A 13,362-nucleotide genomic window follows, 5' to 3' on the forward strand; every position below is an offset into this window, starting at 1 on the left:
ATTCGAAAGTGATAGACCGGCAAGATGGTGGCGAATACCCTTTTCAATGATCTCGCGGGGTGTCCGCTCTCGCTCCACAAATTCCAAGTCGATCCACTCGGTAGACTCGCTGAGGCGGTTGGATTCGGACATGGACATTCGAACTACCGACCGCCTCTTTCTTAACTTAACACCGCGGCTGGAATCGGGGTAAGCGTTAATACGGATCACGGAGATCCGTCTGCCGATGAGCACGCAAACCCCGTCTGGAGATCGGCTCGTCGAGTGGGCGAGGCTGGTCGACGAGGACGTGCCGGAGGAGGTCAGGGAGGACCACCCCGGCGACCGATAACTTTCACCCCGGTTCGCGAAGCCTTTAGGCCGAGGGCGGCGAAGCGTCGCCGATGGCGACCGAGGCCGCCGGGATAGACCACCCGTTGCTCGTCGACGACTTCCTCCAGTCCCGCCGCTACCAGCTTCGGCTGGCGGACGCCGCGCTCGACGACCACACCCTGGTGTGTCTCCCCACCGGCCTCGGCAAGACCACGGTGAGCCTGCTCGTCACCGCGAGGCGGCTCCATGAGGCGGGCGGGACCGCCCTCTTTCTGGCACCCACCAAGCCGCTGGTCCAGCAGCACGCGGAGTTCTACCGGGAGGCGACCACGATCCCGGACGACGAGATCGTCGTGTTCACCGGCGACGTGAAGCCCGACGACCGCGCGGCGCTGTTCGCGGACGCCCGCGTCGTGATCGCGACGCCGCAGGTGATCGAGAACGACCTCGTCGGCAACCGGATCTCCGTACGCGACGTGACCCACCTCACCTTCGACGAGTGTCACCGCGCGACCGGCGACTACGCGTACGTCTACATCGCCGAGCGCTACCACGCCGACGCCGCCGACCCGCTCGTGACGGGGATGTCGGCCTCCCCCGGCGGCGACGTCGAGGAGATCGAGACGGTGTGTGAGAACCTCGGGCTGACGAACGTGGAGGTGATGACGGAGGATGACGCCGACGTCGACGAGTACACCCACGACACCGACGTGCGCTGGGAGCGGGTCACGCTCCCCGAGGAGGTCCTCGAGATCCGCGACGCGCTGAACGAGGTGATCACGGACCGCCTGGGGAAGCTGAAGTCGCTCGGGGTGACGAACAAGACGAGCCCGGACCTCTCCCAGCGCGACCTCAACGAGATGCGCGGGAAGCTCAAACGGATGATGGACAACGACCGGTCGGACGGCTACAAGGGGATGAGCACCCACGCCGAGGTGATGAAGCTCCGCCGTGCCGTCGAACTGGTCGAGACCCAGTCGGTGGAGTCGGTCCGGCGCTACTTCGATCGCCAGCGCGAGGCCGCCCGCTCGTCGGGCGCGTCGAAGGCGAGCCAGCGGATGGTCGCGGACCCCAAAGTGAGGGAAGCGATGCGGAAGGCGGAGTCGTTCGACGGGCTCCACCCCAAGTTCTCGCAGGCGCGGATCCTGCTCGCGGAGACGCTCGGGATCAACGAGGGCGAGCGCGCGATCCTCTTCACCGAGTCGCGCGACACCGCGGAGGCGCTCGTCGAGTTCCTCGAGGCGAGCTTCGACGTCCGCAAGTTCGTCGGTCAGGGTGACAAGGAGGGGTCGGACGGGATGAGCCAGAAGCAACAACAGGAGACGCTCGAGGAGTTCAAAGCGGGCGAGTTCGAGGTGCTCGTCTCGACGAGCGTCGCCGAGGAGGGCCTCGACGTGCCCGAGGTCGACCTCGTCTGTTTCTACGAGCCGGTCCCCACCGCGATCCGCTCGATCCAGCGCAAGGGGCGGACCGGTCGACAGGCGGAGGGGAAAGTCGTCGTGTTGATGGCCGAGGACACCCGCGACGAGGCGTTCTTCTGGATCTCCAGGCGGCGCGAGAAGGAGATGGCGAGCCAGCTCGCCGACCTGAAGGCCGCCACCGACGACATCGAGGGGGCCGTCGGTGACGACGGCCAGGCCGGGCTCGACGCGTTCGCCGGCTGCGGAACCGATTCGGCCGGAGACGGGAACCCGGCGGACGGGGGGGACGTCGGGGACGCCGGCAACGCGACGATCGGAACCGCCGCGGACGATCCGGACGGCGCGGCCGCCGCCGGCGACGCGGACGACGGCGGAGACGATCCCGGACTGACCGATTTCGTCGCCGAGGCGCGCGAGGACGGCGACGACGACGGCCGAGACGACGGTCGAGACGGTGAAGGCGACGTCGCGGACGCCGGAGACGCCGTCGTCGCGACCGCGGGCGTCGACGACGGAGTGGAGGTCGTGATCGACCAGCGGGAGCTCGACTCCTCCATCGCGAAGGACCTCTCGACGCGCGACGGGCTCCTCACCCGGCTGGAGACGCTCGCCGTGGGCGACTACGTGCTCTCCGACCGAGTCGCGGTCGAGCGGAAGTCGGCGGCGGACTTCGTCGACTCCATGCTCGATTCCGACCGGTCGATGTTCGAGCAGGTCGGCGAGCTCTCGCGGGCGTACGCCCGTCCCGTGTTGGTCGTCGAGGGAACGAACCTCTACGGCCAGCGCGACATCGAACCCAACGCGATCCGGGGTGCGCTCGCGTCGCTCGCGGTCGATTTCGGGATCAGCGTGCTTCGGACCGAAGGCGAGACGGACACGACCGAGCTGCTCGCGACGATCGCCCGGCGCGAACAGGAGACCCGCGACCGGGAGGTGAGCGTCCACGGCGAGAAGACGACGAAGACCCGCGCGGAACAACAGGAGTACGTCGTCTCCTCCATCGCCGACGTCGGCCCGATCACCGCCCGCGGGCTGCTCGAGCACTTCGGCTCGGTCGAGGCGGTGATGACCGCGTCGGAGGACGACTTACTCGAGGTGGACGGCGTCGGCCCGGTGACCGCGGAGCGGATCCGCGAGGTCGTCGGGAGCGCGTACGAGTGAGCGCGGTCGACTGCGGCCGGGCTCGACCGCTCCCGTCTACAGCTCGTATGTCTCTCCGTCGACCGCGAGCGGCTCCGCGAACGCCTCTTCCGGCGGATAGAAGTGCGCGACGTGGACGAGCCGCGTTCGGTCGGCGTCCAGATCCCCGGCGAGCGCGAGCGCCCCCTCGCGGGTCATGTGTTTCGTGCCGAACGTGCGCGGGACCCCGTCGGGTCCCTCGTGTCGCCCGCCGATCGGATGGTGCTCACACAGCGAGGCGGGGACGATGGCGTCGGCGAGCAGGAGGTCCGGGTCGGCGAGCGCCTCGCGGGACCGCTCGGGCACGTCGTAGCTCGTGTCGCCGGTCAGCGAGAGCTTCCCGCCCGTCTCGGGGTCCTCGACGACGACGCCGAAACACAGGAGGGGCGGGTGGTCGACGGGGACGAACCGGACCTCGAACCCGCAGGTCTCGAACGGTTCGAAGGGGGCGCGCGAATGGACGCCGATCCGGTCCTCGAGGTAGTCGTACTTCCGGCGGACCGTCTCTGCGACGCTCTCGTCGGTCGCCGGGTCGGTCCCGCTCGGCGCGTGGACCGGCAGCCCGTCGACGAGCCGATAGACGTTGCCGAGCCCGTCGAGGTGGTCGAAGTGGATGTGCGTCACGATCCCGGCGTCCGGCAGCCCCACGTCGTTGTCCAGGAACTGGCTCCGGAAGTCGGGGCTGAAATCGACCAGAAGCGACTCGCCGGTCCGCTCGTTCTCGACGTGGACCGAGAACCGCGAGCGCGACACGCCGCGTTCGCGCGCCTCGCGACAGGTGTCACAGCCGCAGCCGACGGTGGGCGTCCCCGTCGTGTCGCCGGTTCCGAGGAGGGTGACCCGCATCTCGTGGTGTGCTCCTCGCCGCACGGCCTTAGCGTCCGTGATCCGGCAACCGGCTCCGTCCCCCGGATCGAGTCGTGATCGCCGACGACCGCGACCCTGATTTATAAGCGAGTTCGGGATCACGCTAACGTATGTACGACAGCCGCGAACTCGTCCTCGCACGGCTCCCGTCAGGCGTCCCGATCCGCACGACCGTCCACGTCTACGGCGAGGGTACCCTCGCCGACGGCGAGGAGGGCCCCGAACTCGACGTCCCCGACGACGGCGGCCCCGTCGTCTACGCGCAGGCGGCCCAACACGGGAGGGAAGTGAACGGCGCGGCCGTCCTCCGGCGGCTCCACGAACGGTTGACGGGTGCGGACGCGGCGGGGGACAGAACGGGGTTCCGCGGGACGTTCGTGAGCGTCCCGGTGGCGGACCCGCTCACGTTCGATCACGTCTCGTACACGACGCCGGAGTCGCTCGACTCGATCAACGCCAACATGAACCGCTGTTGGCCCGGCGACGCCGACGGGACGCTCCACGAGCGGATGGCCGCGCGACTCTGGCCGTTCGCGAGCGCGGCCGACGCGGTCGTCGACCTCCACACCGGCTCGCCGACCATGCTCACCCACACGGTATACATGCGCGGCGACGAGGCGTGTCGCGGGCTCGCGGAGGCGTTCGGCACGGACCTCCTGCTGGCGGAGGCCGCCGGTGACGACGCCGACACGGAGTGGGCAGAGCGGAACTTCGGCGGGAAGTTCCGCGTCGCCGCGACCCGCGAGGGGATCCCGACGATCACGCCCGAGCTCGCCCACAGCCGCGAGATCGTCGAGGAGGCGGTCGAGACCGGCGTCGACGGGATGGTGGGCGTTCTGCGGCACGAGGGCGTGCTCGCCGGCGACCCCGACCCGTGGGAGGGGACGGTCGCGCGCAACCACCTCGGGCGGGTGACCGCGGCCGACTCCGGACTGTTCCGGGCGAAACCCGACCTCGCGATCGGCGACGAGGTGGCGGACGGGGAGCGGCTCGGCGAGGTGTACGACCCGGCGACCTTCGAGACGCTCCAGGTCGCCGAGGCGGACCGCGACGGGATCGTCTACTCGGTCGCCCGCGAGTCGACCGTCACCGCGGGCGCGACGCTGGTGGGCGTCGCCGAGCGGATCGAGGAGTGACGGGGCGGAGGTCCGCCCCCGTGACCCGGCGTCACGCGGTCACCGCACCCGGATCCGACCGTCCGCGTCGACCGTGACGAGCAGGCGCTCGCGGACCTCCCGGCCGTACACCGCGTCGCCGGCGCGCTCGCCGATCGTCTTCATCAGGTCCGGCGCGGTCTGGCTCACCTTCACGCCCGCCTCGTCGCAGGCGTCGTACACGCGCTGTGGCGCGTCGTAGAGGTCGGTTCCCGCGGGGATCTCGACGCGGACGGGCGCGCAGAGCGCCTCGGCGAACGCGACCGTCTCCTTCGCGCGCTCGACGTTGTCTCGCGCGCTCGCCTCGACGCTGGAGACGTTCGCGCGCGAGGTCCCGAACCGGTCGGCGATGTCCGACTGCCGGAGTCCCCGCTCGCGGAGCGCGAGGACCTCGGCCTGCCGCTCGGTGAGCACGCTCGCGTCGGCGTCGAAGCCGGCGCGCGCTAACAGTTCCGCGGCGTCGACGTCGTCCGCGTCGTTCGTGGCGTCCGCGGACGAGGCGTCCTCTGCGACCATGGCTCGACCGACGGGACGGGCGGTGAAAAAACGGCGGTTTCGGCGGGAACGCGACGACGGAGGGAACGACGGCGATCGGCGGGAGCGGGCCGGAATTCGGTCGAACCGGCGGCGTGTGGACTGTCCGTGGGGTGGGCCGACCCCGGCCCGCCTCACTTGCCCCAGAAGTTCTCGCGGCTGCCGAGCCGCTCGCGCTCGGTGCGGCTCGGACGGTCCCGTTCCTCGTCGTCCTCGTCGCCCGCTCCGTCGCGGTCGGCGTCGTCCCCCTCCTCGCCGTCCTCGTCGGGGTCGTCGGGGAGCCGCTCGACTATCTCCTGGGCGGTCGCGTGGCTGGATTTCACCCGGTGGATCGACACCACGGCGCGGGCGGGCGGCAGCAGCCCGTCGACGAGCACGATGAAGCCGTCGTCGGTGCGGCCGACCCCGGCCCCGCTCTCGTGGATGTCGTCGACCTCGACGACGACCTCCTCGCCGGGCTGGACCGGCTGCCGTTTGAGCTCGTAGATCGGCATGTCGTAGTGGTTGCACCACTCGGCACCCCCCTTGTTGCCGTAGTGTTGACACCCCATGCCCTGGATCCGTTCGTCGAAACTGGGGCAGTCGTCGGCGAGTGGACAGTCCGCCATACAGTAGGTCAGACCGGCGGCGGTTGTAAACGTTTTCGACTCTGCGGGTGTGAAACGCCGAGAACGGCCGGCTCGCTCGGGTGAAAATCCGGAGATTCGAGTTCTCGAGGTCCTCTGCGTCACCGGACCGCGACCGTGTCCGACGGATCTCCGTCCCCGGCCTCCTTCAGAGGAACTCGCGGACCTCGGAGTACCACATGTCGTGGTGGTCGACCGCGCCGACCGCGTCCGCGACGTCGACGGCGATGGCGTGCCAGCAGCGCTCCGCGGGGTCCTCGGGGTCGAGGTTGTACGTCGCGTCCGCGCAGTCGCAGCCGCCGTCCTCGACGACGTACTCGTCCTCGTGGCCGACGACGACCGTGAAATCGCGGTAGCGCTTCACCCGCCCCTCCGCGACCGCCTCGATCGCGCGTTTCCCGCGGTCGCCGTGTTCCTCGACGATCGCGGCGGCGATCGGGCCGGTGAGTTCGCCGGCCGTCTCGATCGCCGTCCGCCAGTCGTCGACCGGCTCCATGTCCCGTCCTTTTCGGGCGGCCGGTTAAATCCCGTCGGTGGGGCGGCGGAACGGCCTCTCCGGAGGTGGTTTCAAGCCGCTCGTCCCCGATGACGGGGCATGAGCGAGACGTGTCCGCACCTGGAGTACCGCGAGGAGGGCGACGGCCGGTCCTTCGAGGTCGCCCGCGCGTTCTGTACCGCCACGGGGTCGTTCGTCCAGCCGATGCGCGCTGACGTCTGTAACGCCCGACACGGGCTCGACCCGACGACGGACTGCGAGTTCTACGTCGAGCCCGACGGGGAGACGGGCGACGGATCGGACGGGAACGCCGACGAAGGCGAGGGCGGAAACCGATGACCTACGACGAGTACCTCGACGGGAAGCCGGTCGTGATCACCGCGGCACTCACCGGGGGCGTCCACGGGAAGGAGGCGCACCCGGACCTCCCGGAGACGCCGGCCGAGATCGCCGAGGCCGCGACGGCCTGCGAGGCGGCGGGCGCGAGCATCCTCCACCTCCACGCGCGCCGCGCGAATGGCGAGCGCGCGTTCTCGACCGAGCGGTTCCAGACGGTGACCGACGCGGTCCGCGAGGCGACCGACGACGTCGTGATCCAGCACTCGACGGGCGGCACCGCCGCATCGAACGACCTCCGCCACGAGCCGCTCCGGACCGACCCCGCCCCGGAGATGGCGTCGCTCGACATGGGGCCGCTCAACCGCTACGACCGGCTCACTTCCGAGAACACCCGCGAACTCGTCGCGTCGCTCCACGCGGAGATGCGCGATCGGGGCATCAAACCCGAACTCGAGGTGTTCAACGACGGCCACCTCAACGAGTCGCTCGCGATCCTCGAGGAGTTCGAGGAGCCGCCGTACCTCAACTTCCTGTTCGGCGGCGGCACCACGTCGCCGCCGCACCCGCGGAACCTCCTCAACCGCGTGGAGGGATTGCCAGGACGCGTCGAGTTCAACGTGATCGGTCTCGGTCGCCACCAGCTGCCGATGACGACGCAGTCGGTGCTCCTCGGCGGACACGTCCGGGTCGGGCTGGAGGACAACCGCTACTACGAGCGGGGCGAGCTCGCGACGAACGAGGCGCTGGTCGCGCGGGCGGCCCGGATCGCGGAGGAGCTGAGTCGGCCGGTGGCGTCCCCCGCGGAGACGCGGGAGCTGCTGGGGTTGCGGGGCCGCTGACGGTCCCGTCGGGATCAGTCCTGGCGGTGGCGTCGCCGGCGACCGACGAGGCTGGGGAGGCGTGAGGTACGGGATGGCCGCGGTCGGATGGGACCCAACGGGGTAGCCGCGAGTCGAGCGAGGGCGACCGCAGGGAGCCCTCGCGGCTGGGGCTTCGGCGGTGCTCACCGCAGTCGTCCGTCCCACGTCGTACAGCCGAGCGGCTGGGACTTCGGAGGAGTCATTCGCGGAGATCCCGAGGTAATACCCACGAACGTGCGCATAGAAAAGCATTAGAACGGGCTCGATAACCACGTAAGTGAATGAGTCTGTCCGAGCCGGACCACGAGCTCGTCGCCGCGGAGCTCGGCCGGGAGCCGACGGCGGCCGAGGCTGCGCTGTTCGAGAACCTCTGGAGCGAGCACTGCGCGTACCGCTCCTCGCGGCCCCTGCTGTCGGCGTTCGACAGCGAGGGCGACCAGGTCGTCGTCGGTCCCGGCGACGACGCCGCCGTGCTCGCGCTACCGACCCCCGAAGCGGCCGACGCGCCGACGGGCGAGCGCGACGCCGACGACTACGGCGACACCTACGTCACGTTCGGCATCGAGAGCCACAACCACCCCTCCTACGTCGACCCGTTCGACGGCGCGGCCACCGGCGTCGGCGGCATCGTGCGCGACACGATGAGCATGGGCGCGTACCCGATCGCCCTGCTCGACTCGCTGTACTTCGGCGACTTCGGGAGCGAGGAGTCGCGGTACCTCTTCGAGGGCGTCGTCGAGGGGATCTCCCACTACGGCAACTGTATCGGCGTCCCCACGGTCGGCGGCAGCGTCGCCTTCCACGACGGCTACGAGGGGAACCCGCTCGTCAACGTCGCCTGCGTCGGGGTCACGAACGAGGACCGCCTCGTCACGGCGACCGCCGAGGAACCGGGCAACGCCGTAGTGCTCGTCGGCAACGCCACCGGTCGCGACGGGCTCGGGGGTGCCTCCTTCGCCAGCGAGGACCTCGCCGAGGACGCCGAGACCGAGGACCGGCCCGCGGTCCAGGTCGGCGACCCCTACGCGGAAAAGCGGCTGATCGAGTGTAACGAGGCGCTGATCGACGAGGACCTCGTCGTCGCCGCGCGCGACCTCGGCGCGGCCGGACTCGGCGGGGCCTCCTCCGAACTCGTCGCGAAGGGCGGGCTCGGGGCGACGATCGACCTCGAGGCGGTCCACCAGCGCGAGCCGAACATGAACGCCCTCGAGATCCTGCTCGCCGAGAGCCAGGAGCGGATGTGTTACGAGGTCGACCCCGACGACGTCGACCGCGTTCGCGACCTCGCCGAGCGGTTCGATCTCGGCTGTTCGGTCATCGGCGAGGTGACGGCGGGCAACTACGTCTGTACGTTCGACGGCGAGACCGTCGTCGACGTCGACGCCGAGTTCCTCGCGGACGGCGCGCCGATGAACGACCTCCCGTCGACGGAGCCGGCCGAGCCCGAGCGCGACCTACCGGAGCCCGAACTCGAGGAGGCGTTCGAGGCGGTCGTCTCCGACCCCAACGCCGCCAGCAAGCGCTGGGTGTACCGGCAGTACGACCACGAGGTGGGGACGCGGACCGCGATGAAGCCCGGCGACGACGCGGCGGTCGTCGCCATGCGCGAGGCGGCCCCGGACGCGAGCCCGGACGACCCGGAACCCGTCGCGGACGACGCCACGGGCTCGATCGGCGTCGGGCTCGCGCTCTCCTCGGGCGCGAACCCCCGCTGGACGAGCGTCGCGCCCTACGACGGGGCGCGCGCGGTGGCGATCGAGAACGCGACGAACCTCGCGGCGAAGGGTGCGGTCCCGCTCGCCGCCGTCGACTGTCTCAACGGCGGCAACCCGGAGAAGCCGGACGTGTACGGCGGGTTCGAGGCGATCGTCGACGGGCTCGCGGACGCGTGTGCCGCGCTCGACGCGCCCGTCGTCGGCGGCAACGTCTCGCTGTACAACGACAGCGTCGAGGGGCCGATCCCGCCGACGCCGACGCTCGCGGTGCTCGGCACGCGCGCGGGCTACGACGCGCCGCCCGCCCGCCTGGACGGCGACGCCGCCGACGGGTCCGAGCTCCTCCTCGTCGGTCACGCGGGCGACGGGCTCGGCGGCTCGGCGTACCTCGCGGCGACTGGCGGGTCGGACCGGTTCCCGGCGCTGCCCGAGGACCCGGCCGCGGTCGTCTCGTCGCTCGCGGCGGTCGCGCGCCACGAGGCCACCCTCGCGAGCCACGACGTAAGCGACGGCGGGCTCGCGGTCGCGCTCGCCGAACTCGTCGACGACGACGCCGGCGCGGACGTGTCGCTGCCCGACCACGCGGCGGCCTTCGAGGAGACGCCGGGCCGGGTCGTCGTCCAGACGACCGACCCCGACGCGGTCGCCGACCTGACCGGCGACCTCCCCGTCTTCCGGCTGGGGGAGGTGACGACCGACGGGACGCTGTCGCTGTCGGTCGGCGAGGAGTCGATCGCGGTCGATTCCGACGCGGTCCGGGAACTGCGCGGCGTGATCGAGCGCGAACTGGCCTGACGCTCACCCCGAGGCCGTCCCCCTCCGAGAGCCGCCGCGAACGACACGCTTTTAGGTTCTCCTAAAATATATGACCCCGACCACCGGGCGCCGCTTCTGCCGGCGTCCGAACGCACATGGCTCACTCACAAGGGACGGACTCACGACAGTCGACGGATCGCGCGGGCGGCGCGCCGACCGCCTCGGCGGGCACGGACCGGTCCGTCGCGGACGCCTCGGAGAGGTCGGACGCCGACGACGGGGCCGACCCCGTATTGACGCTCTCGGACGTCTCGAAGGAGTTCGGGCCCGAGCGCGCGGTCGACGAGGTCTCCCTCGAGGTCCGCTCGGGCGAACTGCTCACCTTCCTCGGCCCTTCGGGCTGCGGCAAGACCACCACCCTTCGGATGATCGCCGGACTCGAGGAGCCGACGACGGGGTCGATCGCGCTCGCCGGCGAGACGGTCGCGGACGCGGACGCGGGGAACGCCTTCGTCGCGCCCGAGCGCCGCGACGTGGGGATCGTCTTCCAGAACTTCGCGCTCTTCCCGCACCTCACCGTCCGCGAGAACATCGCGTTCGGGCTGGAAGCCGACGGGACGGACGCCGACGCCCGCGTCGACGAGCTGCTCGAGCTCGTCGAAATGAGCGACCACGGAAAGAAGACGCCCGACCAGCTCTCCGGCGGGCAGAAACAGCGCGTCGCGCTGGCCCGGTCGCTCGCGCCCGAACCGGACGTCCTGCTCCTGGACGAGCCGTTCTCGAACCTCGACGTGCGCCTGCGCGTCGAGATGCGCGAGGAGGTCCGCCGCATTCTGAAGGCCGCGGGCGTCACCGCCGTCTCCGTCACGCACGACCAGGAGGAGGCGCTCTCCATCTCCGACCGCGTCGCCGTGATGAACGACGGCTCCATCGAGCAGGTGGGACGGCCCGAGACCGTCTTCGAACGGCCCGAGTCGAAGTTCGTCGCCTCCTTCCTCGGACGGGCCTCCTTCCTCGAGGGGAGCCTCCGGGAGGGACAGGTCGAGACGGGCGTCGGCCGGTTCAACGCGGTCACGCTGGAGGGGTACGACACGACCTACGACGGCGCGCCCGTCGACGTGCTCGTCCGCCCCGACGACCTGCGGGCGACGCCCGCCGACGAGGACGTCGCCGACGGCGTCGTCGTCTCCAGACAGTACGTCGGCCCCTCGTTCATCTACCGGGTCGAGCTCGACTCCGGCGAGGCGGTCCACTGCCTGCACAACCACGTCGAGGAGTTCGAACTGGACCAGCCGGTCAGCATCGACCTCATCGCCGACCACCCGCTGGCGTGGTATCCGCGGTAGACGTTCCGAGAAGTAGCGTTTCTCGACCGGGTCCGCCGCGCGGCGTCTAGATAACCAACGCCGGCAGCACGTACGCGAGAAGCAGACCGATCAGGGTGACGGCCGCGCCGATGCCGACCTCGCGGCCCCCGAACTCCTGCATCGGGGCGGTCACGCGCTTCTCCGGGTCGGGTTCGTGAGAGTGGTCGTCCATGTTCGGGCGTGTGGTCGCCGGATACAAAAACGCATCTGAACGGAGCGAGTTGGGATCGTCGGCAGTCTGGGGCGTCACGGAGGTTTATACAGATACAAGGAGAATACCTGCGCCTTTAGGCGCAGGATGAATCCGACAACACACTTCGCAGTCCACCGTCTATCGCTAAGCCGGGTATTCTCTCCCCGTCTATACCCGTACTTTTACAATAGATATAAATATAAGATATTATAGAGGCGTTTCAGATGTTGGAAGTCCACAGAACCCACCGGGCGACAATCCGCAACCACTCACAGGTGGCGGAGTCACTCGACCGGCATGGGTGGTCGGCCAGCAAACTCTGGAACGTCGCGAACTACTACGCCTGCAGCGTGTGGGACGAAACGGGAGAGATCCCCGACCACGGCAGACTCAAAGACGAATTGAAGACACACACCAACTACAAGGGACTCCACTCACAGTCCAGTCAGCGCGTTCTGGAGGAACTCGCTGAAGCCTTCACCTCGTGGTATGAGTCTGATGACGATCGGGACAACCCGCCCGGCTACCGCAAGCAAAACTACTACGACTCGCAGGGCCGCCGCGTCCACGAAGAACACCCGCGCAGTACGGTCACGTGGAAACAAAACGGCATCAAACACGACACCGAACACAACCGTGTTCGCCTTTCAAAAGGTGCCAACCACAAGGAACACCCCAAAGCATGGGAGTATATCCTTGTTGAGTACGAACCCCGACCCGGCGTCACCGTCGAGAATCTGCAACAGGTTCGTGCCGTCTACGACCGACAGAAGGACCGGTGGGAACTCCATCTCGTCTGTACCGAAGCGGTGGAAACACCCGACGCGCCCGGCGAGAAAACAGCTGGCGTCGATCTCGGGATCTGTAACGTTGCCGCGGTCGCGTACAGCACGGAAGAAGCAGAGTTGTACCCCGGTAACCGCCTGAAACAGGACGGCTACTACTTCCCGAAAGAGATCGCAAAGTGCGACGACTCGGGCGGCGATCGGGCCACTCGACTGTATCACAAGTGGTCAGAACGTCGCACGCACTTCTTCCACGGTCTCGCCAAGCACATCGTCCAGCGGTGTGTTGAGAAAGATGTTGGTCGCATCAACGTCGGGGACTTAGAAGGCGTCCGCGAGGACGAACCCGGCAACTCGAAGAACTGGGGAAAGCACGGCAACCTTGACCTGCACGGGTGGGCGTTCGATAGGTTCTCGAACATCCTCGAATACAAGGCGAAAGTCGAGGGTATCGACGTCGTAGAAGTGTCAGAGCGCAACACGAGTAAAACGTGTTGTACGTGCGGGAGGAAAGACGAGAGTCAGCGCGTCCACCGCGGTTTGTATGTGTGTGATAGGTGCGACGCTGCGTTTAACGCGGACGTGAATGGGGCGGAGAACATCCGTCTCGACATGAACCAAAGTAACTCCGAGTCTTCGGCCAGTTTGGACGGGGATAGGAGTACCGGCTGGCTGGCACAGCCAGAAGTCTACCTTCATGACTTGTCCAGCGGATTCCAACCGCAGGATCAAGTGGTAGACTGCAAACCCTAATATCC

The 13,362-nt window shown here is 68.9% G+C and carries 12 protein-coding genes and 1 pseudogene; 7 read left to right on the forward strand and 6 right to left on the reverse strand.

The features are described from left to right. Positions 1 to 132, reverse strand: a pseudogene (locus tag NO889_RS08770) (IS6 family transposase); the annotation flags it as partial. A 251-nt stretch (positions 133 to 383) separates the two neighbouring features. Between NO889_RS08770 and NO889_RS08775 the strand changes: the two are divergent. Then, positions 384 to 2,894, forward strand: a complete 2,511-nt coding sequence (locus NO889_RS08775; RefSeq protein WP_256411884.1) for a DEAD/DEAH box helicase — start codon at positions 384 to 386, stop codon at positions 2,892 to 2,894. A 36-nt stretch (positions 2,895 to 2,930) separates the two neighbouring features. Here the strand turns inward: NO889_RS08775 and NO889_RS08780 are convergent, their stop codons facing one another. Next, positions 2,931 to 3,758, reverse strand: coding sequence for an MBL fold metallo-hydrolase (locus NO889_RS08780; protein WP_256411885.1), 828 nt, complete (start codon positions 3,756 to 3,758; stop codon positions 2,931 to 2,933). Between the two features lie 131 nt (positions 3,759 to 3,889). On the opposite strand from NO889_RS08780, the gene NO889_RS08785 reads away from it, so the two are divergent. Beyond that, the gene (locus NO889_RS08785) at positions 3,890 to 4,915 is read left to right on the forward strand and encodes a succinylglutamate desuccinylase/aspartoacylase family protein (protein WP_256411886.1); all 1,026 of its coding nucleotides are present in this window, start codon (positions 3,890 to 3,892) and stop codon (positions 4,913 to 4,915) included. A 39-nt stretch (positions 4,916 to 4,954) separates the two neighbouring features. Here the strand turns inward: NO889_RS08785 and NO889_RS08790 are convergent, their stop codons facing one another. From NO889_RS08790 to NO889_RS08800, 3 genes are all read right to left on the reverse strand, one after another. Continuing rightward, a complete protein-coding gene (locus tag NO889_RS08790; RefSeq protein ID WP_256411887.1) occupies positions 4,955 to 5,449 on the reverse strand; it encodes a Tfx family DNA-binding protein in 495 nt (164 codons plus the stop codon). Between the two features lie 152 nt (positions 5,450 to 5,601). After that, entirely contained in the window at positions 5,602 to 6,075 is a 474-nt protein-coding gene (locus tag NO889_RS08795) for a TRAM domain-containing protein (protein ID WP_256411888.1), read from the reverse strand. Positions 6,076 to 6,241: 166 nt separating this feature from the next. Next, on the reverse strand, positions 6,242 to 6,589 hold the full coding sequence (locus tag NO889_RS08800) for a hypothetical protein (RefSeq protein WP_256411889.1): 348 nt from the start codon (positions 6,587 to 6,589) through the stop codon (positions 6,242 to 6,244). 99 nt (positions 6,590 to 6,688) lie between these two features. On the opposite strand from NO889_RS08800, the gene NO889_RS08805 reads away from it, so the two are divergent. The 4 genes from NO889_RS08805 to NO889_RS08820 all read left to right on the forward strand — a co-directional run bounded on the left by NO889_RS08805 (position 6,689) and on the right by NO889_RS08820 (position 11,605). Next, a complete protein-coding gene (locus NO889_RS08805) occupies positions 6,689 to 6,928 on the forward strand; it encodes a hypothetical protein (protein ID WP_256411890.1) in 240 nt (79 codons plus the stop codon). After that, positions 6,925 to 7,767 carry a beta-keto acid cleavage family enzyme gene (locus tag NO889_RS08810; RefSeq protein WP_256411891.1) on the forward strand — a complete coding sequence of 281 codons (843 nt, stop codon included), beginning with the start codon at positions 6,925 to 6,927 and terminating at the stop codon, positions 7,765 to 7,767. The genes NO889_RS08805 and NO889_RS08810 overlap by 4 nt, the downstream gene beginning before the upstream one ends. Before the next feature lie 302 nt (positions 7,768 to 8,069). After that, a complete protein-coding gene (gene purL, locus NO889_RS08815; protein ID WP_256411892.1) occupies positions 8,070 to 10,298 on the forward strand; it encodes a phosphoribosylformylglycinamidine synthase subunit PurL in 2,229 nt (742 codons plus the stop codon). 116 nt (positions 10,299 to 10,414) lie between these two features. Beyond that, entirely contained in the window at positions 10,415 to 11,605 is a 1,191-nt protein-coding gene (locus NO889_RS08820; protein WP_256411893.1) for an ABC transporter ATP-binding protein, read from the forward strand. 46 nt (positions 11,606 to 11,651) lie between these two features. On the opposite strand, the gene NO889_RS08825 is transcribed toward NO889_RS08820, so the two are convergent. Beyond that, entirely contained in the window at positions 11,652 to 11,798 is a 147-nt protein-coding gene (locus NO889_RS08825; RefSeq protein WP_256411894.1) for a DUF7550 family protein, read from the reverse strand. 245 nt (positions 11,799 to 12,043) lie between these two features. Between NO889_RS08825 and NO889_RS08830 the strand changes: the two genes are divergently transcribed. Next, positions 12,044 to 13,357: an RNA-guided endonuclease InsQ/TnpB family protein gene (locus NO889_RS08830; protein ID WP_256411895.1), complete on the forward strand. Its 1,314-nt coding sequence runs from the start codon at positions 12,044 to 12,046 to the stop codon at positions 13,355 to 13,357. Positions 13,358 to 13,362: the final 5 nt, after the last annotated feature.

Source organism: Halorubrum rubrum (genome assembly GCF_024494685.1).
Taxonomy (GTDB): Archaea; Halobacteriota; Halobacteria; order Halobacteriales; family Haloferacaceae; genus Halorubrum; species Halorubrum rubrum.